The following is a 26,479-nucleotide window of genomic DNA, read 5'->3' on the forward strand; positions in this document are numbered from 1 at the left end:
ACGGTCACCGGGGTTCGGAGCCGTACCAGACGGTGGTGGCGTTGCAGAACTCGCGGATGCCGTGTCCGGCGAGCTCGCGCCCGTAGCCCGAGCGCTTCACTCCGCCGAAGGGCAGCGCGGGGTGGGAGGCGGTCATGCCGTTGAAGAAGACGCCGCCGGCCTGGAGGTCCCGGACGCAGCGGTCGGCCTCGTCGGCGTCGCGGGTCCAGACGTTGGAACTGAGCCCGAAGGAGGTGTCGTTGGCGAGCTCGACGGCCTGGTCCAGGCTGTCCACGCGGTAGAGCGTGGCGACCGGGCCGAAGGTCTCCTCGCGGTGGATGCGCATCTCGGGCGTGATGCCGGCGAGGACGGTGGGCGCGTAGAACCAGCCGTTCTCCAGGCCGCCGCCCAAGCCCTCGGGGCGTCCGCCGCCGCACAGCACCTCGGCACCCCGGTCCACCGCGTCGTCCACCAGCTCCGCGAGGTCCGCGCGGCCCTGTTCCATGGCGATCGGGCCGATGTCGGTGGACTCCTCCAGCGGGTCGCCCACGGTCAGCTGCCGCATGCCGACGGTGAAGCGCTCGGCGAACTCCTCATAGACCTGGGTGTGCACGATGAACCGCTTGGCGGCGATGCACGACTGGCCGTTGTTCTGGGCGCGGGCGGTGACGGCGGTGCGGGCGGCCTTGGCGACGTCCGCGGAGGGGAGGACCAGGTAGGGGTCGCTGCCGCCGAGTTCGAGGACGGTGTGCTTGACCTCGTCACCGGCGATGGCGGCGACGGAGCGGCCGGCCGGTTCGCTGCCGGTGAGCGTCGCGGCCACCACCCGGCGGTCGCGCAGGATGCCCTCGACGGCCTTGGAGCCGACCAGCAGGGTCTGGAAGCAGCCGGCCGGGAACCCGGCGCGGTGGAAGAGGTCGCCGAGGTAGAGCGCGGTCTGCGGCACGTTCGAGGCGTGCTTCAGCAGGCCCGTATTGCCCGCCATCAGGGCGGGGGCGGCGAAGCGCACGACCTGCCAGAGCGGGAAGTTCCACGGCATCACGGCGAGGACCGGGCCGAGCGGCCGGTAGCGGACGTACGCGCGCACCGCGCCGGAGTCCTTCACATCGGCGGCGGTGGGGTGCTCGTCGGCGAGCAGTTCCTCGGCGCGGGCGGCGTACCAGCGCATCGCCTTGGCGCACTTCGCGGCCTCGGCGCGAGCGGCCGTGACGGGCTTGCCCATTTCCAGGGTCATGGTGCGCGCGATGTCCTGCTGGTCCTCGTCCAGGAGGTCGGCGGCCCGGTTGAGCAGCCGGGCCCGTTCGGCGAACGTGGTGGTGCGGTAGTCACGGAAGGCGGCGTGGGCCGCGGCGATCCGCTTCTCGATCTCGTCGTCGTTCAGCGCGTCGAACGTCCTGAGCGTCTCGCCGTTCGCGGGATTGACCGTCGCGATGGGCATGACTGTGGCCTCCTTGCCTCGGTACTTCGACCGTGCCGCGCGGCGGGCCCGCCCGCAACGCGGGCCGTGACACGGCGCGGCCCCCGGCACCGCATACCCGGCCGGCGCGGATCATGCATGCTCGGGACATGTGATCCGCGCCGGCCGGGGGCCTGCGGTGGGGCGGGGGCGGGGCCATACGTCTCAGACGAGCGCCGGGGCGGCGTCGGCGACGGGGACGGTCTCGTCGGCGGCCGGGACCGGCTCGGGGATCTCCGCGACCGCGGCCGGCGGGCGGCGGAACTCGCGGACGCCGGGCAGCGGCGGCAGCGGCACCAGCTCGATGTGCTGCGGCTCCTGGGCGTACCGGGTGAACCAGACGACCTTGCCGTCGGCGGTCCGGCAGGTGCCCCAGCTGTCACTGAGGGCCATGACCCGGCTCAGGCCGCCGCCCTCGTGGAGCAGCCGCGGCATCTCGGAGCCGTTGTCGGCGACGGAGACCGTGAGGTGCCGTCCGGACCACCGGAGTTCGACGACGCAGCGGTTGTCGTCACCGACATGCCGGTGGACATTGGTCAGCAGCTCCTCCACGGCACGGCACACGGGCCGTACGTGGAGTTCGAGACTCCAGTGGCGCAGGTGGGCCGCGACTATGCGTCGCAGCTGGTCCACACGGTCTGCGGAAACCTGAAGTTCGACCAGATAGTGCCGGTCGAGTGGAACGGTCATCGTCGAGGCTCCTCACATCGAGGCCCACGACTTCGCCTCGTTGAACCAACGACCCCCGAATACGAAGAGTGAGCAGATGTCTCTTCTGGGTCACTCCACAGGGTGACCCCGCTGGGCCGGTCGCGCAACATATCGGGCCGCGCACCCGGGGTGACCGGCGCTTTCGCGTCAGGCCAGGTGGGTGAGCACCCGGTCGGGTGTGAGGGGCAGGGTGCGCAGCCGGACTCCGGTCGCGTGCCGGAAGGCGTTCCCGACAGCCGCGGCGGCGCCGACGATGCCGATCTCGCCGATGCCCTTGCTGCCCATGGGGTTGAGGTGGGGGTCGTCCTCCTCGATCCAGTGCGCGTCGACAGCGGCCACGTCGGCGCAGACGGGGACGTGGTAGGAGGCGAGGTCGCACTCGGTGAAGTCACCGTAGACCGGGTCCATGGTGGAGCCCTCGGTGAGCGCCATGCCGATGCCCATGGTCATGCCGCCGATGAACTGGGAGCGGGCGGTACGGGAGTTGAGGATGCGGCCGGCCGCGAAGACGCCGAGCATCCGGCGCACCCGGACCTCTCCGGTGCGGGTGTCGACGGCGACCTCGGCGAAGTGCGCCCCGAAGGCGTGCCGGGCGTACGGGGATTCCTCGGCGGTCTCCTCGGTGGTGTCGGCGGCGACGGTCACCCCTTCGGCGGGCAGCGGCCCGCCGCGCGCGGCGAGCTGTTCCGCGAGCCCGGAGGCGGCCTTGTGCACGGCCCAGCCCCAGGAGGCGGTGCCGGATGAGCCGCCGGCCAGCGAGGCGTCGGGCAGGTCGCTGTCACCGATGTCGATGGCCACCTCGTCCAGCGGTGCGCCCAGCACCTCGGCGGCGATCTGCGCGAGGACGGTACGGGCGCCGGTTCCGATGTCGGTGGCGTTGACGGCGATCCGGTAGGTGCCGTCGGGGGCCGCGTGCGCGGTGGCGTGGCCCGGGCTGACGTAGACGGGGTACGTGGCCGAGGCGACGCCCGTGCCGAGCAGCAGGGCGCCCTGGCGGCGGACGCCGGGGGCGGGATCGCGGTCCGCCCAGCCGAAGCGTGCGGCGCCCTCGCGCAGACAGGCGGCCAGGCCCCGGCTGCTGAAGGGCTTGCCGGAGTCGGGTTCGTCGGCCGGGTCGTTGCGCAGCCGCAGGTCGACCGGGTCGACGCCGAGTTCCGCCGCGAGTTCGTCCATGGCGGATTCGAGGGCGTACATCCCGGGAGCCTCGCCCGGGGCGCGCATCCACGACGGGCTGGGCACGTCGAGGGCGGTGACCCGGTGCGTGGTGCGGCTGTGCGGTGAGCCGTACATGACGCGGGCGGGCACGGCGGCCTGCTCCACGAACTCCTTGATCCGGGAGGTGTGGGTGATGATCTCCTGGGCGACCGAGGTGAGGGTGCCGTCGGCCTCGGCGCCGAGCCTGACGCGCTGCACGGTGGGCGCCCGGTGTCCGACGAGCGCGGGCATCTGGCGCCTGGGCAGGACGAGTTCGACGGGGCGGCCGGTGTGCAGGGCGGCCATCGCGGCGAGCACGGACTGCGGGCGCGGGGTTCCCTTGGAGCCGAAGCCGCCGCCGACGTGCTCGGAGACGGCGGTGATCCGGTCGGCCCCGATGCCGAAGGCGGCGGCGAGGCTGTCGCGCACCTTGGTGGCGCCCTGGCTGGAGTCGTACACGGTGAGGTGCCCGTCGGGCGCCCAGTGGGCGGTCGAGGCGTGGGGCTCCATGGGGTGGTTGTGCAGCGCCTCCAGGGTGTACGTGGCGTCCACGCGTACGGGCGACGCCTCGAAGGCCCGGTCGAAGTCGCCGCGCTCGCGCACCGCCGGGTAGCCGCCGTTGGCCTGTTCCGGGGTGTAGAGGCCCGCGTGGTCCTCGGTGAGCACGACGTCGTGCGGGGTCGTCTCGTAGGTGATGTGCAGGGCGGCCGCACCGGCCCGGGCGCTCGCGAGGCTGTCGGCGACGACGAGCGCGACGGGCCAGCCCCGGTGGGGCACCCGGTCGTCCTGGAGGACGGCGAGGATCGGGTCGTCCGGCTCGGCCAGGCGCGGCGCGTTGTCGTGGGTGAGGACGCTGTGGACGCCGGGGTGGGCGAGGGCGTCGACGGTGCGGACGGCGGTGACCCGGCCGGACGGCACGGTGGCGGGCACCGGCCAGGCGTACAGGCAGCCGGGCAGGCCGCGTTCGGCGGCGTAGCGCGCGGCGCCGGTCACCTTGGCGCGGCCCTCGCGGCGGACGGCGGGCGCGCCGAGCGGCTGGGGGGCGTGGCTCATGGCGGGATCCTCGGCTCTTCAGGTGCGGGCGGTGAGTGCGGCGAGGGCGTCGACGGCCAGGTGCCGGGCGAGGCGGACCTTGAACGCGTTGTCGCGCAGCGGGCGGGCCTGGGCCAGCTCGGCGTCGGCGGCCCGCAGGAAGGTCGCGTCGGTGGCGGGCGCGCCGCGCAGGATCTCCTCGGCGGCGCGGGCGCGCCAGGGGCGGTGGGCGAGCCCGCCGAACGCGAGCGCCGCGTGCTCGACGCGCCCGTCGCGTACCCGCAGGACGGCGGCGACGGAGGCCAGCGCGAAGGCGTACGAGGCGCGGTCGCGGGCCTTGCGGTAGAGGGAGACCGTGCCGTGGGCCAGGGGCGGCAGCGTCACGTCGGTGACGAGTTCGCCGGGCCGGACGACCGTGTCGGCGTCGGGGTTGTCGCCGGGCAGCCGGTGGAAGTCGGTCACCGGGACGGTCCGTTCGCCCTCCGGCCCGTGCAGCACCACGTCCGCGTCGAGCGCGGCGAGGGCCACGGCCATGTCGGAGGGGTGGGTGGCGACGCACTCCTCGGAGTGCCCGAGGACGGCGAGATCGCGGTGGGCGCCCTCGCGGGCGGGGCAGCCGGTGCCGGGTTCGCGCTTGTTGCAGGGCTTGGACGTGTCCTGGAAGTAGAGGCAGCGGGTGCGCTGGAGGAGGTTGCCGCCGGTGGTCGCGATGTTGCGGAGCTGACCGGAGGCGCCGGCCAGCAGGGCCTGCGACAGGGCGGGGTAGCGGGTGCGTACGGCGGGGTGGGCGGCCAGGTCGCTGTTGCGGACGGTGGCGCCGATGCGCAGTCCCCCGTCGGCGGTGTCCGTGACCTGGTCCAGCGGCAGCCGGCTGACGTCGACCAGCATGCCCGGGGTCTCGACGCCGAGCTTCATCAGGTCGACCAGGTTGGTGCCGCCGCCGAGGAACTTGGCGCCCGGGTGGGCGGCGCAGGCGCGCACCGCGTCGGTGACGGTCTCGGCGCGCAGATAGGCGAAGGGTTTCACGACGCCACGTCCTCGATGGCCTCGACGATGCGCGGGTAGGCGCCGCACCGGCAGAGGTTGCCGCTCATCCGTTCCCGGATCTCCTCCGGGCCGAGCCGGGCGGGGGTGGCGACGGGCGCGTCATGCGGGGTGACGTGCGAGGGGTGGCCGTAGTCCGCCTCGGCGAGGACGCCGGCGGCGGAGCAGAGCTGGCCCGGTGTGCAGTAGCCGCACTGGAAGGCGTCGCGCTCCAGGAACGCCTCCTGGAGGGGGTGCAGCCGGTCGCCGTCCGCCAGACCCTCGACCGTGGTGACGCGCGCGCCGTCATGGGCGACGGCCAGCAGGAGGCAGCTGTTGGCGCGTCGGCCGTCCACGAGGACGGTGCAGGCACCGCACTGGCCGTGGTCGCAGCCCTTCTTCGCCCCGGTGAGGTCCAGGTGGTGGCGCAGGGCGTCCAGGAGGGTGGTGCGGTGGTCGAGGGTGACCGTGCGCTCGGTGCCGTTGATGTGCAGGGTCAGGGTGGCGGAGGGGAGGTCGCCGGGCGCCGGCGATTCGGCGGCGCCACCCTCCCACGAACTGGCCGGATCCACGCGCGGCACCTTTCCACGAAGTCACTTTGTCCGATTTCTACCAGAAGTGGGGGGTGCCTCGGGTCCCTCGCGCCCCCGGATGGAGCGTTCGGCCTACTTGTTCTCCAGACGCAGCCGCACTTCCTCCTCCTGGTCCCCCGACACCGTGCCCACCACCCGGACGGCGAAGGCGTCGGCCAACCCGCCCCTGAGCCGGTCCACCGCGTGATAGCCGCCCTGCACATCGAGCGTGACGGGGACACCGAGGGTCACGGCCCCCGAAACCACCCGGGCCTCGGACACGTCGACGGTCGCGGCCCACGCCGTGGGCCGCCTGCCCGCGGTCTCGCGGGGTACGTCGGCGGAGGCCCGGTCGGTCGTGAAGGCGGCCCTCAGCACGTCGAAGACGGTGCGCGCGTCCTCCTCGGGGCACTCGCTGAGGACGACAGACACCTCCTGATCGTGGTGGTCCTCCGTGGTCTGTCGCTTGTCCTGTGCGCTGTTCACCGCGACTCCTTCCGAAAGGGCGTTGCCGTCACATCCAGGCTGACCCCGCGCGCGTGCGGCGGCGACAGGAGCGGCCCGGACTCCCCCGCGTGCCCGGCGCGGGCGGGGCTCACACCCTCGAAACATTTTCGGCGCTCATATCCACTTAAAACATGAATTCGATCGCCGCACCGAGTGACGCGTGTGTCCTGGGGTATGCGGCAAGCATGGACGTTTCGGATGGAGCCCTGAATTCCCTGGCGGTCACCCTCGCGGACGGACGCGGCGCGACGGGCGTCGTGATGGGCGTGATCGGCGTGCTCCTGGTGATCATGCTGATCGGCGCCTTCCTGCTGGGCAAGCGACGGCACGACCAGGAGCTGCCCCCGCCCCGGCCGGACGAGCAGCCGGTCGGCCCCGAGCACCGCAGCCACGAGGAGAAGCAGGACGTCCACGGTGACGACCACTTCCCGGACAACGGCCGGGGGCTGTCCCCGTACGAGCTCGGTGAGCACGGCAACGAGCCGATCCGCCACGAGGACGACGACAAGCGGGACTGACCGGGGGCGCGGGGCGGGCGGCGGCGTCGCGTTTGCGGGAGCGGCCGCCCCCGGCGAGGCTTGGTGACGGCCCCGAAGCCCGTCGGCACATCTGCCGCACCCCCCATGAAGGCAGTGGCACCATGACCCCAAGCACCTCCGGTACGGCGCCCGCGCGTGCGGCCCTGACCGGGTCCGCCGCGCCCTGCTGGGTCAATCTGATGACCCGCGATCTGGAGTCCGCCCAGAGGTTCTACGGCCCGGTCATGGGCTGGAGCTTCCGCCCGGGCCGGCTCGGCGACGACTTCTCGGTGGCCCGCCGCGGCGATGTGCCGGTCGCCGGCATCGGGGCCGTGGCCACCGCCTTCCGGGTCGCGGTGGCCTGGACGCCCTACTTCGCCGTCCGGGACGCCGATGTGGCCGCCTCCCGCATCCGGGAGCGCAGCGGCACGGTGGCGGTGGGCCCGCTGACGCTCGGCAAGGGGCGCGGCGCACTGGCCGCCGACCGGGACGGGGCCGGGTTCGGTATCTGGGAGCGGACCGCTCCGGCCACGTCCCCGCCCGCCCCGGCCGGCCACGCACACGCCTGGCTGCGGCTGCGCACCCGGAGCGCATTCGACGCCGCGATCTTCTACGGCGAGGTGCTGGACTGGGCGAGCGGGCAGCCGGGGGCCTGCGAGGTGTCGTACGCGAAGGACGAGGTGATCGTCCAGTGCGGGGGCCGCCAGCTGGCCCGGATCAGCTCCGGCGCGGTCGAGGCCGCCCCCGATCCGCTGGTCCGCCCGCACTGGCAGGTGAACTTCCCGGTGGACGATGTGACCCTCGCCGTGGAGCGGGCCCGCGAGCACGGGGGCTCCCTGGTGGAGGAGCTGTCGCACCCGGAGGGCCGGGAGGCGACGCTCCTGGACCCGGACGGCGGGCTCTTCACCGTCACGGACGTCCACCGGGCGTCGGACGCCTGAGGGGCGCGCTTCAGGCGACCGGCAGCAGCAGTTCGGGCCGGTCCCACATCACCGCCGGGGGTGCGGCGCGTACGGTGCCGGTCCGCTCGGCGCCCACGGCCAGGTAGAAGCCCTCCGCCGGGGGGTGCGAGACGACGCGGACGCCCGGCAGCCCCCGCTCCTCCGCCTGAGCCCGCAGGTGGCCGATGAGCAGCCGCCCGGTGCCGGTGCCCTGGGCGTCGTCCGCGACGAAGAGCAGATCCAGCTCGGGCGGGTCCAGGATGAGGGCGTAGAAGCCGAGCACACGGCCCGTCTCCTCCTGCACGGCCACGAAGACCTCATGGGCCTCGATGTAGTCCGGCCCCACTCGGTACCCGGCGACCATCGGCGCGTAGGGGCCCTCGTAGGCGCGCGAAGACCGGACCAGCCGGGTCAGGCGCTTGGCGTCGCGCGCGATCGCCCGCCTGACGCGGACCGGGCCGCCGGCTGCCCGGCGGCCCGTCGGCGTAACGCTTGATCTCATGGGGCGAGTATTACGCATCCGGGCCGGCGATCGGCCCGGAGCCCTTCAGGAGGCGGCGCGGGCCTCGCGCCACTCCTCGACGAGGGCGTCCACGTCGAACGGACGCAGATTGAGCAGCGGCCCCGGCGGCGGACGGCGGACCGCCTCCCGGATCTTGTCGTTGACCTCGCTCAGCACCCGGCGGACCTCCGCCTCGGTCCGGATCTCCGGCAGCCCGGCGAGGGCGTCCTCGGCCTCCTTGCGCAGCGCCAGCGCCGGCGGGAGCACCGACACCCCTTCGCGCTGCATCTTCGACTTGATCCACCACGACTCGTCGTACGGGGCGCTCAGCGCCTCGATCGGCTTCCCGAACCCGGGCAGCTTCGAGACGTCACCCTTCCGTTCGGACTCCCGGATCTGCTGGTCCACCCATGATTCGAAGCTGACACCCGCGGGTTTGCGCTCGGTCACCGTGATCCCCTCTCGGAGTACGCCTGCTGCGGCGCTTCCCACCCTATCGACGGGGCCTCGGGGGCCCGTCGGCCACGGATGCCGGAACCGCCGCGACTTGAACGCGTTCGCCGGGGTACACGAGCGTCACGCCCGGCCGGAAGGCACGCCGGGCAACGAACCCGAAGGGGTGGTGGGAGTGGAACACAACGACCCGCGGACCGACTACCGCCGGGGGTGGTGACGATGACGACCCTCGTGATCATCCTCGCGGTCGTCGTGGTGGCGGCCGCCGGAGCGTTCCTCGTCTTCGGCCGGAAGAACGGCGGCCACGGACTGCGGCGGCGTTTCGGACCGGAGTACGAGCGTGCCGTGGCCCGGCACGACGGTGACACCAAGGCCGCCGAACACGAACTGAACGAACGGCTGAAGCGGCACGGCTCGCTGGACGAGCGCGCGCTGTCGCCCGAGGAGCGGGAGCGCTACGTCGCCCGCTGGGCGCAGGTCCAGGACCGGTTCGTGGACTCCCCGCAGCAGGCGGTGGCCGAGGCCGACACGCTCCTCGCGGAGCTGGCCCGGGACATGGGCTTCCCCGACGGCAAGGACTTCGAGGAGCAGAGCGACGCGCTCTCCGTCCACCACGCGAAGCACGTCCACGGCTACCGGCGCGTGCACGCCGCCAAGCGCGGCGAGGGCGACACGGAGCAGCTGCGGACGGCGCTGGTCGAGGCCCGGGGCCTCTTCGACGTCCTCGTATCCAACGGCACGGACCGCCCGGTCCGCCGGGACAAGCACCATGCGGAAGGAAGTGGCACGGCATGACCAAGGACACCGACCCCACCCCGCGGCCCCCGGCCGCGCCCACGAGCCGTCCGGCCACCGAGGACCGGTCCGCTCCCGGCGCCTCCCCGTACTTCTCCGACGACACCTCGGCCCGTCCGCCCCGGACGGCGCCCTCCACTCCCCCGCCCGCCGCCGCCCCGGTCCCCCTCGCCGAGAAGGACCTCGGCCACAAGGACGTGGACAAGGACGTGGACAAGGACACGGCCACGGGCGCCACGGAACGGCCGCACACCCCGGACCGCGACAGCCGCGCGCACACCGCGCACAGCGGCACCGACCGCCTCCTCCCGGCGGGCGACCAGGACAAGCTGGCCCAGCGGCTGCACCAGGCGGTGACCGACTTCGTGGAGAGCCCGCACCGGGCGGTGGAGGAGGCCGAGTCCACGTTCGACGCGGTGGTCGCCGGCCTCACGGACGCCCTCAAGGAGCGCCGCAGCTCCCTGCACGTCAGCGAGGGGGACGGCGGCGACCCCGGGGCGCGGACCGAGGAGCTGCGGATCACCCTCCAGCACTACCGCGACCTCACGGAACGGCTCCTGAAGGTCTGACAGAAGCTCCGAGACGAAGGCTGCCCCGGCACCGAGCGTGCCGGGGCAGCGTGCTGTACGGGCAGGAGCGGCGGGCTACTGGCCGGTGTAGACGACCAGTTCGCTGCGCAGCCGCCGCAGCGTGGGGCCGGGCACGCGCAGGCAGTCGCGTACGTAGCCGTCCAGGCCGCCCCAGCGCTCGTCCATGGCGGCCAGGGCCGTTTCGAGGTAGCGGGGGCGGACCTCGATGATCGCCGAGGCGATCTCCGGGTCGCCTCCGGCATCGAGGAAGCCCTGCACGTACGGCCGTCCGACGACCCGCAGCACCGGATTCACGGCAAGGAACTCCTGCCGTACCACATCGCGCGAGGCGCCGAGGATCAGGAGCAGCAGGGCAGCTCCCCATCCTGCGCGGTCCTTGCCGGTGGCGCAGTGGAAGAGCACCGGCCGCGCGGCGGGGTCGGCCGCCGTGTCGATGAAGGCGCGGTACGCGGCCGCGGCGCCCGGCGAGAGCACCAGCTGCCGGTACGACCGCGCGACCGCTTCCTCCGCCTTGCCGTCGCCCAGCAGCCGTTCGGCCTCGACGGGGTCGGCGAGCAGCGCGCGGAAGCGGGCGGGGGTCACGCCCGGGTTGTCGCCCAGCACATCGGCGACGAAGAGCCGGGCGCCGGGCGGCAGGGAGTCGGGGGCCGAGCCCCGCTCGTCGGCGGTCCGCAGGTCGACGACCGTACGGATGCCGAGCGCGGCGACTGCCGCGGCGTCCACCGGGTCCAGTCCGCCGAGCCGGCCGGAGCGCAGCACCGCGCCCGGCCGCACCTGTCGGCCCGGGCCCAGCGGGATGCCGCCGAGATCGCGCAGATTGAGGGCGGAAAAGGTCGGGACGGCCCTGACGGTTTGCACGATGGATTTCCTCTTTTCCCGGCGCGCATCCGAAATGATTTCGGCCTGGCCGGATCAAAAGTCGCATGATGTCGTCACATCGACAAAGTAAAACGCCGGAGATCATCGAACGGCCGGGCATCGCCGTCATGCGCGCAGGCGGAAGGGGGGTTACGGGGCAGACGCCCCGCGACCCCGTTGCCTCACCCGGCGAGCAGGCGTGCCTTCTGGGCCTCGAATTCGGCCTCGGTCAGGATGCCCTGCTGCTTGAGCGCGGCGAGCCGTTCCAGCTGTCCGATCATGTCCTCGCCCGGTGCCGCGGCCGGTGGTGCCGCGGGCTGCGGGGCGGGTGCCATCGGCTGCTGGGCGGCCAGTTGCTCGGCCTCCTGCTCGGCGAACCTGTTCTGCTGGCGCTGCTGGACGCGCCCGGTGACGGCGGACGCGGTGCCCGCGATGACGGCGGTGCGCGCGGCGGCCCCGATGAGGCCGGGTCCGCGGCGGTTCATTCCGGGTCCTCGGAAGATCGGCATGGCGTGTTCCCCTTCCGGTGCGGGCGTCAGCCGGTGTGGCCGGCGGCGGATGCGGCGGCCTCCGCGACCTCGGCCGGAATCCGTTCGTGGGCGATGACCTGCCCGCCCGACGCGCGGACGGCCTCGGCCAGCGGGACGGCCCACAGGTCCTCCCACACGATCAGCGCGGCGGAGCTCCCCGGCGGCACGCGCTCGCCGAGCAGCCGGATGTCCTCGCTGCTCAGCATGCCGCTGACCTCACCCTCGACCGGCTCGAAGGAGACCAGGTCGTCGGGGTCGAGATCGTCCAGTTCGACGGCCTGGATCGTGCCGTCCTCGGCTCTCTGCACAAAGGTCAGGTCCAGGATGCGCACCGCCTTCGAGGCGACCGCGTCGGCCAGCGCGGGCGCGATGGCACCCGTGAACCGGCTGCCGGGAAACGCGACGACGAGGTATTCCACTGGTCCCACGGTCACGGGTGCGTCCTCTCCGCATGAATGGATTGTGAGCAGCATAACTTTGGGCAATCAGTGCTGCACTGTGGCAAATCAACACATAGCAACAAGAGCGGCTACGCGACCGTACGTAAAGGATCAAGTGCGCTGGGGGAGGGCAAGGTCACAGGCCGACGTACTGCTCCTCCCCCGGGAAGCTGCCCTAGCATCTGGGCCATGACGGTCCAGCCTGCTGACGGGCTTCCGCTGGCCGCCGGATTCCCCGACCCCACCCATGAGCAGTGGCAGAGCCTTGTCGAAGGTGTGCTGCGCAAATCGGGCAAGGACGTATCGGGACCGGCCGCCGAGGAAGCACTGTCCACCACGGTGGAGGACGGGCTCATCACCCGGCCCCTCTACACCTCGCGCGACGACGCGCCCGATGCCGGTCTCCCGGGCTTCGCCCCGTTCACCCGCGGGGCGAAGCCCGAAGGGTGCACGGCGGGCGGCTGGGGCGTACGCCAGCGGCACGCGTTCACCGACCCCGCCCGGCTCAACGAGGCCGTGCTCGCGGACCTGGAGAACGGCGTCACCTCGCTGTGGCTGGCCGTCGGCGGCGCCTCCGGCGTGCCGGTCTCCGGTCTGAACCGGGCCCTCGACGGCGTCCTGCTCGACCTGGCGCCGATCGTCCTGGACGCGGGCGCGGAACTGGACGCCGCGGCGACCGAGTTGCTGCGGCTGCACGCGGAGCGCGGTCTCCCGGCCGGAGAGGTACGGGGCAGCCTCGGCGCCGATCCGCTGGGGCGGGCCGCGCGCGAGGGCACCGCGCCCGACCTGACGGAGGCCGTCCGCTGGGCGCGACGCTGCGCCGAGGAGTATCCCGGGCTGCGCGCGGTCGTCGTGGACGCGCTGCCGTACCACGAGGCGGGCGGTTCGGCGGCCGAGGAGCTGGGCGCCTCGCTGGCCACGGGCGTCGCGTATCTGCGGGCGCTGACCGAGGCCGGGCTCGATGTCGAAGCGGCGTGCGGGCAGCTGGAGTTCCGGTACGCGGCGACCGCCGACCAGTTCCTGACGATCGCCAAGCTGCGGGCGGCGCGCCGGCTGTGGGCGCGTGTCGCCGAGGTCTGCGGGGCTCCCGGCGCCGGGGCGCAGCGGCAGCACGCGGTGACGTCGCCGGTGATGATGACGCGGCGCGATCCGTGGGTGAACATGCTGCGGACCACCCTCGCGAGCCTCGGCGCGGGCGTCGGCGGGGCGGACGCGGTGACCGTGCTGCCGTTCGATCACGCGCTGGGCCTGCCCGACGCGTTCGCCCGGCGCATCGCCCGTAACACCTCCACGATCCTGCTGGAGGAGTCGCACCTCGCCCGGGTCATCGACCCGGCGGGCGGTTCCTGGTACGTGGAACGGCTGACCGACGAACTCGCGGAAGCCGCCTGGTCGTTCTTCCAGGAGATCGAGCGGGCGGGCGGCCAGGCTGCCGCGCTGGACTCGGGGCTGGTCGCGGAGCGGATCGCGGCGACCTGGGCGGCGCGCAGCAAGGACCTGGCGCGGCGCAAGGAGCCGGTGACCGGGGTGAGCGAATTCCCGCTGCTGGCCGAACGCCCGGTGGAGCGCGAGCCGTTCCCGGCGGCCCCGGCGCGGGGCGGCCTGCCGGTCGTCCGGCGCGACGAAGCGTTCGAGGCGCTGCGGTCCCGCTCGGACGCCCATCTGGCGGCGACCGGGAGCAGGCCACGCGTGTTCATCGCCGCGCTGGGCCCGGCGGCGGTGCACACCGCGCGGGTCTCCTTCGCCTCCAATCTGTTCCAGGCGGGCGGCGTCGAGCCGGTCCACGAGCCGGTTCAGGTGGACGCGTCGTCGGTGGCCGCGGCGTTCGCCGCCTCCGGGGCGGACGCGGCGTGCCTGTGCTCCAGCGACGCGCTCTACGCCGAACAGGCGGCGGAGGTCGCCGCGGCGCTGGTCGCGGCGGGCGCGCGGCGCGTGTATCTGGCGGGGCGGCCGGGTGCGTACGACGGTGTGGACGAGTACGTCTTCGCCGGCTGCGACGCGGTGGCCGTGCTCTCTTCCCTTCTCGACCGGATGGGTGTGGCGTAATGCGTATCCCCGACTTCTCCGACATCGGGCTCGGGCCGGACGGCTCCCCCGAGGTCACCGAGGACCAGTGGCGCGCCGCGGTCAAGGAGTCCTCCGGTAGTTCGGTGGGCGACCTGCTGTGGGAGACCCCCGAGGGCATCGGCGTCAAGCCGCTGTACACCGGGCACGACCTGGAGGGCCTGGACTTCCTCGGTACGTACCCGGGCGTCGCGCCGTACCTGCGCGGTCCGTATCCGACGATGTACGTCAACCAGCCGTGGACGATCCGGCAGTACGCGGGTTTCTCGACGGCCGAGGAGTCCAACGCGTTCTACCGGCGGAATCTGGCGGCGGGTCAGAAGGGCCTGTCCGTGGCCTTCGACCTGCCGACGCACCGCGGCTACGACAGCGACCACCCCCGGGTAACGGGCGACGTGGGCATGGCGGGTGTGGCGATCGACTCGATCTACGACATGCGTCAGCTCTTCGACGGCATCCCGCTGGACCGCATGTCGGTGTCGATGACGATGAACGGCGCGGTCCTGCCCGTCCTCGCGCTGTACATCGTGGCCGCCGAGGAACAGGGCGTGCCGCCCGAGAAGCTGGCCGGGACCATTCAGAACGACATTCTGAAGGAGTTCATGGTCCGCAACACCTACATCTATCCACCGAAGCCCTCGATGCGGATCATCTCCGACATCTTCTCGTACACCTCGCAGAAGATGCCGCGCTACAACTCGATCTCCATCTCCGGCTACCACATCCAGGAAGCCGGGGCGACGGCCGATCTGGAGCTGGCCTACACCCTGGCCGACGGGGTCGAGTACCTGCGTGCCGGACGCGGCGCGGGCCTCGACGTGGACGCGTTCGCACCCCGGCTGTCCTTCTTCTGGGCGATCGGCATGAACTTCTTCATGGAGATCGCGAAACTCCGCGCCGCCCGGCTCCTCTGGGCCAAGCTCGTGCAACAGTTCGACCCGAAGAACCCCAAATCGCTGTCGCTACGGACGCACTCGCAGACGTCCGGGTGGTCGCTGACCGCGCAGGACGTCTTCAACAACGTCACCCGCACCTGCGTCGAGGCCATGGCCGCCACCCAGGGCCACACCCAGTCACTGCACACCAACGCCCTGGACGAAGCACTGGCCCTGCCCACCGACTTCTCCGCCCGCATCGCCCGCAATACCCAGCTCCTCCTCCAGCAGGAATCCGGGACCGGGCGGGTCATCGACCCGTGGGGCGGCAGCGCCTACGTGGAGAAGCTGACGTACGACCTGGCGCGGCGGGCGTGGCAGCACATCGAGGAGGTCGAGGCCGCAGGCGGCATGGCGAAGGCCATCGACGCCGGCATCCCGAAACTCCGCATCGAGGAAGCCGCGGCCCGCACCCAGGCCCGCATCGACTCCGGCCGCCAACCCGTCATCGGCGTCAACAAATACCGCGTCGAGACCGACGAACAGATCGACGTCCTCAAGGTCGACAACACCTCCGTACGCGCCCAGCAGATCGACAAACTGCGCCGCCTGCGCGAGGAACGCGACGAGCAGGCCTGCCAGGACGCCCTGCGCGCGCTGACCGCCGCCGCCGAGCGCGACCCGGGCCCCGGTCTTGAGGGCAATCTGCTGGCCCTGGCTGTGGACGCGGCCCGCGCGATGGCGACCGTGGGCGAGATCTCGGACGCGTTGGAGAAGGTCTATGGCCGACACGCGGGCCAGATCCGTACGATCTCCGGTGTGTACCGCAACGAGGCAGGGGAGTCGCCGTCCGTGGACCGCACCCGCGCGCTGGTCGACGCGTTCGAGGAGGCCGAGGGGCGCCGTCCGCGCATCCTGGTCGCCAAGATGGGCCAGGACGGGCACGACCGGGGCCAGAAGGTCATCTCCACCGCGTTCGCCGACCTGGGCTTCGACGTGGACGTCGGCCCGCTCTTCCAGACCCCGGGCGAGGTCGCCCGGCAGGCGGTCGAGGCGGACGTGCACATCGTGGGCGTCTCGTCCCTGGCCGCCGGCCACCTCACCCTCGTCCCCGCGCTCCGCGAGGAGCTGGCCGCCGAGGGGCGCGAGGACATCATGATCGTGGTGGGCGGGGTGATTCCGCCGCAGGACGTGGACGCGCTCCTGGAGGCGGGCGCCGCGGCCGTGTTCCCACCCGGGACCGTGATCCCGGAGGCGGCGCACGACCTGGTGACGCGGCTCGGTTCCGCGCTCGGACACGAGCTGTGAGCCGCTGAGCGATGGCCCCGAGGATCGATCTCGACAGTTATGTGAAGGGCGTGCTCGACGGGAAGCGCGCGCACATCGCGCGCGCCATCACCCTGGTCGAGTCCACCCGCCCCGACCACCGGGCGCTGGCGCAGGAGTTGCTGCGCCGGTTGCTGCCGCACTCGGGCCACGCCCGGCGCGTCGGCATCAGCGGAGTGCCCGGGGTCGGCAAGTCGACGTTCATCGACGCGCTCGGCACCATGCTCACCGGGCTCGGGCACCGGGTCGCCGTGCTGGCGGTCGACCCGTCGTCCAGCCGGACGGGCGGTTCCATCCTGGGCGACAAGACCCGGATGGAACGGCTCGCGGTGGACCCGAACGCCTTCGTGCGCCCCTCCCCCACCGCCGGCACGCTGGGCGGGGTGGCGAAGGCGACCCGCGAGTCCATCGTGGTGATGGAGGCGGCGGGCTACGACGTCGTGCTGGTGGAGACCGTCGGTGTCGGCCAGTCGGAGACCGCGGTCGCCAACATGGTCGACACGTTCCTGCTGCTGACCCTGGCGCGCACCGGTGACCAGTTGCAGGGCATCAAGAAGGGCGTCCTGGAGCTCGCGGACGCCATCGCCGTCAACAAGGCGGACGGCCCGCACGAGCGCGACGCGCGGTCCGCCGCCCGTGAACTGGCGGGCGCGCTGCGGCTGATGCACCCGGCGGACGCGGCGTGGACCCCGCCGGTCCTGACGTGCAGCGCCCGCGAGTCGACCGGTCTCGACACGCTGTGGGAGCGGCTGGAACAGCACCGGGCGCTCCTGGAGTCGACCGGCCGGCTCGCCGCCAAGCGCAGCGAGCAGCAGGTGGACTGGGCCTGGACGATGGTGCGCGACGAGCTCCTGGAAAGCCTGCGCGGCCACGCCGGGGTGCGGGCGGTGGCCCCGGACCTGGAGCGCCGGGTGCGGGAGGGGACGCTCCCGGCGACCCTGGCCGCCGAGGCGATCCTCAACGCGTTCCGGGGGTCCGGCCCGGCGGTCTGAGCGGCCGCCGCCCGCCGCGCCCGGTCACATCCGGGTGTGGAGGGCGGCGGTGTGCTTCCGGACCTGCTCCGGAGTCAGGTAGCTGTCGGTGTATTCAAAGTCCCGCAGCGTCGCCGGTTTGCGCATCTGGAAGCCGGTGCGGACGAAGTCGTCGCCCGCGGCGGCGTTGATCAGCCAGTTCGCCATGACGCGGGCCTTGGCGACGTTGGTGCGCAGCGCCGACCAGTGGTAGCCGCGCGCCACGGCCTGGGCGCTGATGCCGTGCATCTCGATGCCGAGGGGCTTGGACACGGCGTCCTTCCCGCCGAGGTCCACAACGAGCCCGAGGTCCTTGTGGACGTACGGCTGAAGCGGCTGGTTGCGCAGCTTCGCGAGCAGGTTTTCGGCGAGCTTGCGGCCCTGGCGCTGTGCGTGCTGCGCGGTGGGCGGGCAGACCGCGCCGTCGCCCTTGGCCAGGTCGGGAACGGCGGCCACGTCGCCGAGCGCGAAGATGCCGTCGTGGCCCGGCAGCACCATCTCGGGCGTGACGGCGAGCCGCCCCTTCACGGTCTCCGCGTCGAAGGTGCCGACCAGCGGGCTGGCGGCGACCCCGGCGGTCCAGATCAGCGTCCGGCAGGGCAGCACCCGGCCGTCGGTGAACGTCACGGTGTCGGGCCCGGCCTCGGCGACGGACACGCCGAGCGACACCTCGATGCCCCGGTCACGCAGCACCTTGAGGGCGCTGGCGCCCAGCTTGTCGCCCAGTTCGGGCATGAGCTTCGGGGCGATGTCGATGAGGTGCCACTTGACGAGCTTCGGGTCGAGCCTGGGGTAGTGCCGCAGCGCGTTGGTGGTGAGGCGCTGGAGGCAGGCCGCGGTCTCGGTGCCGGCGTACCCGCCGCCGACCACGACGAACTGGAGCCGGGAGGCCCGCTCCTCCTCGTCGTGGCTGGCGTCCGCGAGGTCGAGCTGCGCGATGACGTGGTCGCGTACGTAGGCGGCCTCGGCGAGCGTCTTCATGCCGCGGGCGTGGTCGAGGAGCCCGGGGATGTCGAAGGTCCTGGTGACGCTGCCGGGGCTGAGGACGAGGTGGTCGTACGGTTCGTTGACGATCTCGTCGGTGATCTTGCGGACCACGCACACCTTCGCCTGGGGGTCCACGCCGATAGCCCCGCCGGGGATGATCCGGGTGCGGTGGCGGCTGCTGCGGCGCAGCGAGAGCGCGACGGACTGCGGGGTCAGCACCCCGGACGCCACCTGGGGCAGCAGGGGCAGGTAGAGCTGGTACGAGAACGGGGCGACGAGCGAGACGTCCGCTTCACCGGGCCGCAGCCCCCGCTCCAGACGGCGTACGCACTCGACCCCGGCGAAACCGGCTCCGACTACGAGAATCCTGGGTCGTGCCACAGTGATCGTCCCTTCTGGGGGTCTGCACGGTCGTCCGTTCGCCTGCCCCGTCACACGCGCCCGTCACCTCTCATCTTCACGACCGGGCGGCGAGTGCGCCTGCTGGGAAGGCAGAACGGACGACCGCGCCGGATCATCTGGCCAGGTAGGTGACGACCCCGAAGGCGCCGCCCGCCGCGCCCGCGCAGACCACGGCCGCGGCGACGCAGCGGGCCCGCAGCCTGCGGTAGCGCTCGGTGTACTCGCCGCGCAGTTGCAGCGCGCGGGCGGAGATCCGCGCCAGCGTCACCCGGGACTCGGCGGTCCGCTCGGCGGTGTAGACCCGCTCCACGTCCTCGCGCTGGGCGGTGGTGAGCCAGGGCAGCTGGTCGGTGAAGCGCCGGGCGAGCCTGCGGGCCTGCTCGACCTCGGCGTTCCACAGCAGGTAGCCCTCCATCTGAGCCAGTCCCCGGGCGCTCTCGGCGTCCGGGTCGGCCTGCGCCCGCCTCTTCTCGCCGCTCACTCGTGCTTGTCCCCCGGCGCCACCGTCACGGACGTCTGCGGCCGGGTGGCGGCCTCCTCCAGTTCGCGCACGGCGGGGTGGTGGAGGTCGAAGGCCGGGGATTCGGAGCGGATACGGGGCAGGGTGACGAAGTTGTGCCGGGGCGGCGGGCAGGACGTCGCCCACTCCAGCGAACGGCCGAAGCCCCACGGGTCGTCGACGGTGATCTGCTTGCCGTACTTGGCGGTCTTCCAGACGTTGTACATGAACGGCAGCATCGACAGGCCGAGCAGGAACGAGGAGATGGTCGAGATGGTGTTCAGCGCGGTGAAGCCGTCCGCGGCGAGGTAGTCCGCGTACCGGCGGGGCATGCCCTCGGCACCGAGCCAGTGCTGCACCAGGAACGTGCCGTGGAAGCCGACGAACAGCGTCCAGAAGGTCATCTTGCCGAGCCGCTCGTCCAGCATCTTGCCGGTGAACTTCGGCCACCAGAAGTGGAAGCCGGCGAACATCGCGAAGACCACGGTGCCGAAGACGACGTAGTGGAAGTGCGCGACCACGAAGTACGAGTCGGAGACGTGGAAGTCGAGTGGCGGGGAAGCCAGGATCACCCCGGTCAGTCCGCCGAAGAGGAACGTGACGAGGAAGCCGACCGACCAGAGCATCGGGGTCTCGAAGGAGAGCGAGCCCTTCCACATGGTGCCGATCCAGTTGAAGAACTTCACCCCGGTGGGCACCGCGATGAGGAACGTCATGAACGAGAAGAACGGCAGCAGCACCCCGCCGGTGACGTACATGTGGTGCGCCCACACCGTGATCGAGAGCCCGGCGATGGCGGTCGTCGCGGCCACCAGGCCGATGTAGCCGAAGATCGGCTTGCGGCTGAAGACCGGGATGATCTCGGAGACGATGCCGAAGAACGGCAGGGCGATGATGTACACCTCCGGATGACCGAAGAACCAGAAGAGGTGCTGCCAGAGCAGCGCGCCGCCGTTGGCCGCGTCGAAGACGTGGGCGCCGAACTTGCGGTCCGCCTCCAGCGCCAGCAGTGCCCCGGCGAGCACCGGGAACGCCAGCAGCACCAGCACGGCGGTCAGCAGGACGTTCCACACGAAGATCGGCATGCGGAACATCGTCATGCCGGGCGCGCGCATGCAGATGATCGTGGTGACGAAGTTGACCGAACCGAGGATCGTGCCGAAGCCGGAGAAGGCCAGGCCCATGATCCACAGGTCACCGCCGATCCCGGGCGAGCGGACCACGTCGGTCAGCGGGGAGTAGGCGAACCAGCCGAAGTCCGCAGCGCCGTTCGGGGTGAGGAAGCCGGCCACCGCGATGAGCGAGCCGAAGAGGTAGAGCCAGTACGCGAACATGTTCAACCGCGGGAACGCCACGTCGGGCGCGCCGATCTGCAGCGGCATGATCCAGTTCGTGAATCCGGCGAACAGGGGCGTCGCGAACATCAGCAGCATGATCGTGCCGTGCATCGTGAACGCCTGGTTGAACTGCTCGTTCGACATGATCTGCATGCCCGGCCGGGCCAGCTCGGCGCGCATGAACAGGGCGAGCAGCCCGCCGCCGAGGAAGAACGCGAACGAGGTGACCAGGTAGAGGGAGCCGATCGTCTTGTGATCGGTGGTGGTCGCCCACCTGATGACGACGTTGCCGGGTTCCCGGCTGCGCACCGGCAGCTCGTTGGAGTACGACTCCTCGTCCTCGGCCGTACCTGGTGTGCCCGTCGTCGTCACGGGGCCGCTCCTTCGCTTGTGCATCCGTGTTACCGGATGCAGCAAAGCAGCGAAGCGGGCCCGTCGCGCGGCCCGGCACCCGCCGGGCCGCGACATTCACCCGTCAGGGGGGTGAGGGAACGCCGATGCCCCGGCGCGGCGGAAGCCGGCCGGGGCATCGGGTGACCTTCGGGTCAGGCGAGGCTCGCGATCGCCTGGTTGAACGTCGCGGACGGACGCATGACGGCCGCGGCCTTGGCCGGGTCGGGCTGGTAGTAGCCGCCGATGTCGGCCGGCTTGCCCTGGACCGCGATCAGCTCGTCCACGATCGTCTGCTCCTGCTCGGACAGCGTCTTGGCGAGCGGGGCGAACGCGGCGGCGAGCTCGGCGTCGGCGGTCTGCTGCGCCAGCTCCTGGGCCCAGTACAGGGACAGGTAGAAGTGGCTGCCGCGGTTGTCGATGCCACCGAGGCGGCGGGAGGGCGACTTGTCCTCGTTGAGGAACGTGGCCGTGGCCCGGTCCAGCGTGTCGGCGAGGACCTGGGCGCGGGCGTTGCCCGTGGTCTGCGCGAGGTGCTCGAAGCTGACGGCGAGGGCCAGGAACTCGCCCAGGCTGTCCCAGCGCAGGTAGTCCTCCTTGACGAGCTGCTGCACGTGCTTCGGCGCGGAACCGCCTGCGCCCGTCTCGAAGAGGCCGCCGCCGTTCATCAGCGGGACGACGGAGAGCATCTTCGCGCTGGTGCCGAGCTCCAGGATCGGGAAGAGGTCCGTCAGGTAGTCGCGGAGCACGTTGCCGGTGACGGAGATGGTGTCCTCGCCGCGGCGGATGCGCTCCAGGGAGAAGGCGGTGGCCTTCTCGGGGGTCATGATCTCGATCTGCAGACCCTCGGTGTCGTGCTCGGCGAGGTACGTCCGGACCTTCTCGATGAGCTGCGCGTCGTGCGCGCGGTCCTCGTCGAGCCAGAAGACGGCCGGGTTGCCGGTCGCGCGGGCGCGGGTGACGGCGAGCTTGACCCAGTCCTGGATCGGCAGGTCCTTGGTCTGGCACATGCGGAAGATGTCGCCGGCGCCGACGGCCTGCTCCAGCACGGCGTTGCCGGCGGCGTCCACGACGCGGACGGTGCCGGTGGCGGGGATCTCGAAGGTCTTGTCGTGGCTGCCGTACTCCTCGGCCTTCTGCGCCATGAGGCCGACGTTGGGCACGGAGCCCATCGTGGCCGGGTCGAAGGCGCCGTGGGCGCGGCAGTCGTCGATGACGACCTGGTAGACACCGGCGTAGCTGCTGTCCGGCAGGACGGCGATGGTGTCGGCCTCGTTGCCGTCCGGGCCCCACATGTGGCCGGAGGTGCGGATCATGGCCGGCATGGAGGCGTCCACGATGACGTCGCTGGGGACGTGCAGGTTCGTGATGCCCTTGTCGGAGTCGACCATGGCGAGGGCGGGGCCCTCGGCGAGCTCGGCCTCGAAGGACTCCTTGATCTTCGCGCCCTCGGGCAGGGCCTCCAGGCCCTTGAGGATGCCGCCCAGACCGTCGTTCGGGGTCAGGCCGGCCGCGGCGAGCACGTCACCGTACTCGGCGAAGGTCTTCGGGAAGAAGGCGCGCACCACGTGGCCGAAGATGATCGGGTCGGAGACCTTCATCATCGTGGCCTTGAGGTGCACGGAGAAGAGGACGCCCTCGGCCTTGGCGCGGGCGATCTGGGCGGTGATGAACTCGCGCAGGGCGGCGACGCGCATGACGGACGCGTCCACGACCTCGCCCGCGAGGACCGGTACGGACTCGCGCAGGACGGTGGTGGTGCCGTCGTCCCCGGCGAGCTCGATGCGCAGGGCGCCGGGCTCTGCGATGACCGCGGACTTCTCGGTGGACCGGAAGTCGTCGACGCCCATGGTGGCGACGTTGGTCTTCGAGTCGGCGGTCCAGGCGCCCATGCGGTGCGGGTGGGTCTTGGCGTAGTTCTTGACCGACGCGGGGGCGCGGCGGTCGGAGTTGCCCTCGCGCAGGACCGGGTTGACGGCGCTGCCCTTGACCTTGTCGTAACGGGCGCGGACGTCCTTGTCCTCGTCGGTCTTCGGGTCGTCCGGGTAGTCCGGGAGGGCGTAGCCCTGGGCCTGGAGCTCGGCGATCGCGGCCTTCAGCTGCGGGATCGAGGCCGAGATGTTCGGCAGCTTGATGATGTTGGCACCCGGAGTGGTGGCCAGCTCGCCGAGCTCGGCGAGAGCGTCGTCGATGCGCTGGTCCTCGCGGAGGCGCTCCGGGAAACCGGCGATGATCCGGCCCGCCAGGGAGATGTCCCGGCTCTCGACGGTGACCCCGGCCTTGGAGGCGTACGCCTCGATCACGGGCAGGAACGAATACGTCGCCAGGGCCGGGGCCTCGTCGGTGTGTGTATAGATGATGGTCGAGTCAGTCACCCTGTGCTCCGCTCCACGTCTGCAACATTGCTTGACATCAAGATATCTCGTGAGCGGCGCGGGCTCGACAGGGCCCTGCCCCACACCGGCCGGATCCCGCGCTACGGGCGGCCCTCCGGCGGGATCTCCTCACCGGGCGGCACGGGTCCGGGCGGGGTGCCGTCGCCGAAGGGGCGGCCGCCGAGCTGTTCGCGGTGGTGCGGGGTCAGCCAGCCGGAGAGGTCGGGGCCCGCGGGCACGATGCCGGTGGGATTGATGCCGGTGTGCACCCGGTAGTAGTGCTGCTTGATGTGGTGGAAGTCGACCGTGTCCCCGAACCCGGGGGTCTGGTAGAGGTCCCTGGCGTACGCCCACAGCACCGAATCCTCGGAGAGTTTCCGGCGGTTGCACTTGAAGTGGCCGTGGTAGACGGGGTCGAAGCGGACCAGGGTGGTGAAGAACCGGATGTCGGCCTCGGTGATCGTGTCACCGACGAGGTAGCGCCGGTCCGCGAGCCGTTCCGACGTCTGGTCGAGGCGGCGGAACAGTGCCTCGTACGCCTCCTCGTAGGTGTCCTGGCCGTCCGCGAAACCGGCGCGGTACACCCCGTTGTTGACGTCCCGGTAGATGCCCTCCATGACCTCGTCGATCTCCGCGCGCAGCGGCTCGGGGTAGAGGTCGGGCGCGCCGGGCCGGTGCAGGGCGGTCCACTCGGTGGCGAGGTCCAGGGTGATCCGCTGGTAGTCGTTGGTGACCAGCCGGCCGCTGGGGACGTCCACGATCGCCGGGACGCTGACTCCGCCCGGGTAGTCGCGCTCGCGGGCGTCGTAGGCCTCGCTGAGGTAGCGGATGCCGAGCACCGGGTCCCGGCCGTCCGGGTCGAGGGTGAAACGCCAGCTGCGGTCGTCCTGGAGCGGGTCGGTGATACCGAGCGAGAGCGCGTCCTCCAGGCCGAGGAGCCTGCGGGAGACCAGGGCGCGGCTGGCCCAGGGGCAGGCCCGGCTGGCGACGAGCCGGTAGCGGCCGGCCTCGACGGGCCAGCCGTCGCGGCCGTCGGCGGTGATGCGGTCCGCGAAGTGGCTGCGGGAGCGCTTGAAGGGCTTGTGTCCGTACGAGCTGTTGCCGTCGGTGCCGGCGGAGTCGTTCATCGCGTTCTCCTCAGGAGGCGGCTGCGGGTGGGGAGTGCTGTGTACGGCGTCTGCCCCGCCGGCCGCCGCCCACGTCGGCGACCGCGACGAGCAGGGCGCCGACGACGAACGCGACGGAGACGATGAGCCCGTGGTCGTACGCGTCGGACCAGCCGTCGCCGCCGACCTGGGCGAAGAACACCGCTCCGACGGCGGCGATCCCGATGGCGGAGCCGACGCGCTGCCCGGTCTGGAGGGTGCCCCCGGCGCTGCCCGCGGTGGCCACCGGCACCTCGGACAGGGTCAGGGTCTGGTTGGGCGCGATGACCAGGCCGCTGCCGAGCCCCGCGAAGAGCAGCGGGGCTGCCATCGCCCAGCCGGCGCCCCGGCCCGGCACCAGGTGGACGGCGAGCGCGGTGGCCCCGAGCCCGATGGCCACGGCGGCCAGGCCGACGACGACGAGGGGGCGGCCGAAGCGGCCGACGAGCCGGCCGCCGGGGCTGGCGGCGACGGCGGAGCCCAGGGCGAAGGGGGTGATGGCCAGACCGGCCTGGAGGGCGGTGTAGTGCAGACCGCTCTGGAGATAGAGGGTGGTGATGAAGAAGATCGAGGTGAACCCGGCGAAGTAGAGCAGGATGAGCAGACAGCCCAGCCAGTACGAGCGCACCTTGAAGAGCCGGAGGTCCACGACCGGCTGGGTGCCGCGCCGGCCGCACCGGGACTCCCAGCCGACGAACGCGGCGAGCAGCGCCACGGCCAGGATCAGCAGCAGCCACTTCTCGTCACCGGGCCACTGGCGGGACTGGACGAAGGGCAGCAGCAGGGCCAGGACGCCCGTGCCGAGCAGCAGCACGCCGAGCGGATCGAGGTCGCGCAGCCGGACCGGACCGGCGGACGGGGTGTCGGGCAGCAGGCGGCGGGCCAGCAGGAGGCAGACGAGTCCCAGCGGCAGGTTGACGTAGAACACCCAGCGCCAGCCCTCCTCCGCTCCGGCCGCCTGGATCAGCAGGCCGCCGAGCAGCGGGCCCACGGCGGTGGAGATGCCGACCACCGTGCCGAACATGCCGAAGGCGCGACCGCGTTCCCGGCCCTGGAACATCTGCTGGATGAGGGCGGAGATCTGCGGCGAGACCATGCCGCCGGCCAGCCCCTGGACCAGCCGGGCGATCACCAGCCACATGCTGGACTGGGCGGCGCCGCAGGCCGCGGAGGACAGCGTGAAGAGCGTGAGCCCCGCCATGAACACGGCGCGCCGGCCGCGTGCGTCGCCGAGCCGCCCGGCCGGGATGAGGAACAGGCCGAAGGCCAGGGCGTACCCGGACAGGACCCATTGCAGGTCGGACTCCGGGGTGTGCAGCCCTTCCTTGATGGAGGGGAGCGCGACGTTGACGATCGAGACGTCCAGGAGGGTCATGAACCCGGCGACCAGGCAGACGGCGAGCGCCTGCCACCGTCGCGGATCGGGCGTGTCGTGCCCGTCGGAACCCCGGTCCCCCGCGCTGTCTGCCATGGTTCGCACCCTAGGACGCGCGCCCGGATTCCTCATCCCGGCTGGTCCACCCGGCCGTGCCGCGTACGCGGGGTCGCGGGGCGGTTAGGGTACGGCGCATGCAGTCGTACACGATCGGGCAGGCGGCCCGGCTCCTGGGGGTCAGCCCCGACACCGCCCGGCGCTGGGCCGACGCCGGGCGCGTCGCGACCCACCGTGACGAGGGCGGCCGCCGCCTCATCGACGGCCGCGACCTGGCGGCGTTCTCCGTCGAGGTCGCGCAGAACGGGGCGGGCGACGAGGAGGTCTCGTACACCTCCGCGCGCAACGCGTTCGCGGGCATCGTCACCGCGGTGAAGCTGGGTGATGTGGCCGCGCAGGTCGAGATCCAGGCGGGACCGCACCGGCTGGTGTCCCTGCTGACCAGGGAGGCCGTGGAGGAACTGGGCCTGGAGGTCGGGGTGCAGGCCACCGCCCGGGTCAAGTCGACCAGCGTGCACATCGACCGGGCCTGA

Annotated in this window: 25 protein-coding genes; 8 read left to right on the forward strand and 17 right to left on the reverse strand. The window is 72.1% G+C overall.

Going from position 1 to position 26,479, the window contains the following annotated elements; translation table 11 throughout:
• Positions 1–4 precede the first annotated feature (4 nt).
• From OHS17_RS02795 to OHS17_RS02820, 6 genes are all read right to left on the reverse strand, one after another.
• The gene (locus OHS17_RS02795; protein WP_330310892.1) at positions 5–1,417 is read right to left on the reverse strand and encodes an NADP-dependent succinic semialdehyde dehydrogenase; all 1,413 of its coding nucleotides are present in this window, start codon (positions 1,415–1,417) and stop codon (positions 5–7) included.
• A 183-nt stretch (positions 1,418–1,600) separates the two neighbouring features.
• Positions 1,601–2,125: an ATP-binding protein gene (locus tag OHS17_RS02800; protein ID WP_330310893.1), complete on the reverse strand. Its 525-nt coding sequence runs from the start codon at positions 2,123–2,125 to the stop codon at positions 1,601–1,603.
• A 168-nt stretch (positions 2,126–2,293) separates the two neighbouring features.
• Entirely contained in the window at positions 2,294–4,393 is a 2,100-nt protein-coding gene (locus tag OHS17_RS02805; protein WP_330310894.1) for a xanthine dehydrogenase family protein molybdopterin-binding subunit, read from the reverse strand.
• A gap of 18 nt (positions 4,394–4,411) precedes the next feature.
• Complete coding sequence (locus tag OHS17_RS02810) at positions 4,412–5,398, reverse strand: FAD binding domain-containing protein (protein WP_330310895.1); 987 nt, start codon at positions 5,396–5,398, stop codon at positions 4,412–4,414.
• On the reverse strand, positions 5,395–5,967 hold the full coding sequence (locus tag OHS17_RS02815; RefSeq protein WP_330310896.1) for a 2Fe-2S iron-sulfur cluster-binding protein: 573 nt from the start codon (positions 5,965–5,967) through the stop codon (positions 5,395–5,397). Before OHS17_RS02815 ends, OHS17_RS02810 begins: the two co-directional genes overlap by 4 nt.
• Positions 5,968–6,060: 93 nt before the next feature.
• Positions 6,061–6,453, reverse strand: coding sequence for a hypothetical protein (locus tag OHS17_RS02820; RefSeq protein WP_330310897.1), 393 nt, complete (start codon positions 6,451–6,453; stop codon positions 6,061–6,063).
• Positions 6,454–6,659: 206 nt separating this feature from the next.
• Here OHS17_RS02820 and OHS17_RS02825 point away from each other — a divergent pair, with 206 nt between their 5' ends.
• The gene (locus tag OHS17_RS02825) at positions 6,660–6,992 is read left to right on the forward strand and encodes a DUF6479 family protein (protein WP_330310898.1); all 333 of its coding nucleotides are present in this window, start codon (positions 6,660–6,662) and stop codon (positions 6,990–6,992) included.
• Positions 6,993–7,114: 122 nt separating this feature from the next.
• A complete protein-coding gene (locus OHS17_RS02830; RefSeq protein ID WP_330310899.1) occupies positions 7,115–7,933 on the forward strand; it encodes a VOC family protein in 819 nt (272 codons plus the stop codon).
• Positions 7,934–7,943: 10 nt separating this feature from the next.
• Here OHS17_RS02830 and OHS17_RS02835 read toward each other — a convergent pair whose 3' ends face one another.
• Complete coding sequence (locus tag OHS17_RS02835) at positions 7,944–8,435, reverse strand: GNAT family N-acetyltransferase (protein WP_330310900.1); 492 nt, start codon at positions 8,433–8,435, stop codon at positions 7,944–7,946.
• Between the two features lie 45 nt (positions 8,436–8,480).
• Positions 8,481–8,885: a J-domain-containing protein gene (locus tag OHS17_RS02840; RefSeq protein WP_330310901.1), complete on the reverse strand. Its 405-nt coding sequence runs from the start codon at positions 8,883–8,885 to the stop codon at positions 8,481–8,483.
• Positions 8,886–9,101: 216 nt separating this feature from the next.
• Between OHS17_RS02840 and OHS17_RS02845 the strand changes: the two genes are divergently transcribed.
• Positions 9,102–9,686, forward strand: coding sequence for a hypothetical protein (locus OHS17_RS02845; RefSeq protein WP_018102881.1), 585 nt, complete (start codon positions 9,102–9,104; stop codon positions 9,684–9,686).
• Complete coding sequence (locus OHS17_RS02850; RefSeq protein ID WP_330310902.1) at positions 9,683–10,255, forward strand: hypothetical protein; 573 nt, start codon at positions 9,683–9,685, stop codon at positions 10,253–10,255. The genes OHS17_RS02845 and OHS17_RS02850 overlap by 4 nt, the downstream gene beginning before the upstream one ends.
• A gap of 75 nt (positions 10,256–10,330) precedes the next feature.
• Here the strand turns inward: OHS17_RS02850 and OHS17_RS02855 are convergent, their stop codons facing one another.
• The 3 genes from OHS17_RS02855 to OHS17_RS02865 all read right to left on the reverse strand — a co-directional run bounded on the left by OHS17_RS02855 (position 10,331) and on the right by OHS17_RS02865 (position 12,098).
• On the reverse strand, positions 10,331–11,134 hold the full coding sequence (locus OHS17_RS02855) for a tyrosine-protein phosphatase (protein WP_018102879.1): 804 nt from the start codon (positions 11,132–11,134) through the stop codon (positions 10,331–10,333).
• Between the two features lie 182 nt (positions 11,135–11,316).
• Positions 11,317–11,619, reverse strand: a complete 303-nt coding sequence (locus tag OHS17_RS02860; RefSeq protein ID WP_073865518.1) for an SHOCT domain-containing protein — start codon at positions 11,617–11,619, stop codon at positions 11,317–11,319.
• Positions 11,620–11,669: 50 nt separating this feature from the next.
• Positions 11,670–12,098 (reverse strand): DUF6325 family protein, encoded by a 429-nt coding sequence (locus OHS17_RS02865; protein WP_234011824.1) that lies wholly within the window; start codon positions 12,096–12,098, stop codon positions 11,670–11,672.
• 195 nt (positions 12,099–12,293) lie between these two features.
• Between OHS17_RS02865 and mutA the strand changes: the two genes are divergently transcribed.
• Genes mutA through meaB form a run of 3 tightly spaced genes read left to right on the forward strand, consistent with a single transcriptional unit; the run spans position 12,294 to position 17,361 of the window.
• Complete coding sequence (gene mutA, locus OHS17_RS02870; RefSeq protein ID WP_330310903.1) at positions 12,294–14,150, forward strand: methylmalonyl-CoA mutase small subunit; 1,857 nt, start codon at positions 12,294–12,296, stop codon at positions 14,148–14,150.
• Positions 14,150–16,351, forward strand: a complete 2,202-nt coding sequence (gene scpA / locus OHS17_RS02875) for a methylmalonyl-CoA mutase (protein ID WP_330310904.1) — start codon at positions 14,150–14,152, stop codon at positions 16,349–16,351. Before mutA ends, scpA begins: the two co-directional genes overlap by 1 nt.
• 11 nt (positions 16,352–16,362) lie before the next feature.
• Positions 16,363–17,361 carry a methylmalonyl Co-A mutase-associated GTPase MeaB gene (meaB, locus tag OHS17_RS02880; RefSeq protein ID WP_330310905.1) on the forward strand — a complete coding sequence of 333 codons (999 nt, stop codon included), beginning with the start codon at positions 16,363–16,365 and terminating at the stop codon, positions 17,359–17,361.
• A 24-nt stretch (positions 17,362–17,385) separates the two neighbouring features.
• Here the strand turns inward: meaB and OHS17_RS02885 are convergent, their stop codons facing one another.
• The 6 genes from OHS17_RS02885 to OHS17_RS02910 all read right to left on the reverse strand — a co-directional run bounded on the left by OHS17_RS02885 (position 17,386) and on the right by OHS17_RS02910 (position 25,985).
• Positions 17,386–18,747 (reverse strand): NAD(P)/FAD-dependent oxidoreductase, encoded by a 1,362-nt coding sequence (locus OHS17_RS02885; RefSeq protein WP_330310906.1) that lies wholly within the window; start codon positions 18,745–18,747, stop codon positions 17,386–17,388.
• A 133-nt stretch (positions 18,748–18,880) separates the two neighbouring features.
• Positions 18,881–19,249, reverse strand: coding sequence for a hypothetical protein (locus tag OHS17_RS02890; protein ID WP_330310907.1), 369 nt, complete (start codon positions 19,247–19,249; stop codon positions 18,881–18,883).
• Positions 19,246–20,976 carry an aa3-type cytochrome oxidase subunit I gene (ctaD, locus tag OHS17_RS02895; RefSeq protein ID WP_330310908.1) on the reverse strand — a complete coding sequence of 577 codons (1,731 nt, stop codon included), beginning with the start codon at positions 20,974–20,976 and terminating at the stop codon, positions 19,246–19,248. Before ctaD ends, OHS17_RS02890 begins: the two co-directional genes overlap by 4 nt.
• A 173-nt stretch (positions 20,977–21,149) precedes the next feature.
• On the reverse strand, positions 21,150–23,369 hold the full coding sequence (locus tag OHS17_RS02900) for an NADP-dependent isocitrate dehydrogenase (RefSeq protein WP_330310909.1): 2,220 nt from the start codon (positions 23,367–23,369) through the stop codon (positions 21,150–21,152).
• Positions 23,370–23,470: 101 nt separating this feature from the next.
• Entirely contained in the window at positions 23,471–24,496 is a 1,026-nt protein-coding gene (locus OHS17_RS02905; protein WP_330310910.1) for a glutathione S-transferase family protein, read from the reverse strand.
• A gap of 10 nt (positions 24,497–24,506) precedes the next feature.
• A complete protein-coding gene (locus OHS17_RS02910; protein WP_073865523.1) occupies positions 24,507–25,985 on the reverse strand; it encodes an MFS transporter in 1,479 nt (492 codons plus the stop codon).
• Between the two features lie 98 nt (positions 25,986–26,083).
• Here OHS17_RS02910 and OHS17_RS02915 point away from each other — a divergent pair, with 98 nt between their 5' ends.
• Positions 26,084–26,479 (forward strand): TOBE domain-containing protein, encoded by a 396-nt coding sequence (locus tag OHS17_RS02915; RefSeq protein WP_018102867.1) that lies wholly within the window; start codon positions 26,084–26,086, stop codon positions 26,477–26,479.

The organism is Streptomyces sp. NBC_00523 (genome assembly GCF_036346615.1).
In the GTDB taxonomy this organism is placed as follows: domain Bacteria; phylum Actinomycetota; class Actinomycetes; order Streptomycetales; family Streptomycetaceae; genus Streptomyces.

Coding starts and splice junctions, on each gene's coding strand:
- OHS17_RS02830 (WP_330310899.1), top strand. CDS start 7,115: ATGACCCCAAGCACCTCCGGTACGGCGCCCGCGCGTGCGGCCCTGACC.
- OHS17_RS02825 (WP_330310898.1), top strand. CDS start 6,660: ATGGACGTTTCGGATGGAGCCCTGAATTCCCTGGCGGTCACCCTCGCG.
- OHS17_RS02915 (WP_018102867.1), top strand. CDS start 26,084: ATGCAGTCGTACACGATCGGGCAGGCGGCCCGGCTCCTGGGGGTCAGC.
- OHS17_RS02850 (WP_330310902.1), top strand. CDS start 9,683: ATGACCAAGGACACCGACCCCACCCCGCGGCCCCCGGCCGCGCCCACG.
- OHS17_RS02805 (WP_330310894.1), bottom strand. CDS start 4,393: ATGAGCCACGCCCCCCAGCCGCTCGGCGCGCCCGCCGTCCGCCGCGAG.
- OHS17_RS02835 (WP_330310900.1), bottom strand. CDS start 8,435: ATGAGATCAAGCGTTACGCCGACGGGCCGCCGGGCAGCCGGCGGCCCG.
- meaB (WP_330310905.1), top strand. CDS start 16,363: ATGGCCCCGAGGATCGATCTCGACAGTTATGTGAAGGGCGTGCTCGAC.
- OHS17_RS02860 (WP_073865518.1), bottom strand. CDS start 11,619: ATGAACCGCCGCGGACCCGGCCTCATCGGGGCCGCCGCGCGCACCGCC.
- OHS17_RS02795 (WP_330310892.1), bottom strand. CDS start 1,417: ATGCCCATCGCGACGGTCAATCCCGCGAACGGCGAGACGCTCAGGACG.
- scpA (WP_330310904.1), top strand. CDS start 14,150: ATGCGTATCCCCGACTTCTCCGACATCGGGCTCGGGCCGGACGGCTCC.
- mutA (WP_330310903.1), top strand. CDS start 12,294: ATGACGGTCCAGCCTGCTGACGGGCTTCCGCTGGCCGCCGGATTCCCC.
- OHS17_RS02910 (WP_073865523.1), bottom strand. CDS start 25,985: ATGGCAGACAGCGCGGGGGACCGGGGTTCCGACGGGCACGACACGCCC.
- OHS17_RS02800 (WP_330310893.1), bottom strand. CDS start 2,125: ATGACCGTTCCACTCGACCGGCACTATCTGGTCGAACTTCAGGTTTCC.
- OHS17_RS02905 (WP_330310910.1), bottom strand. CDS start 24,496: ATGAACGACTCCGCCGGCACCGACGGCAACAGCTCGTACGGACACAAG.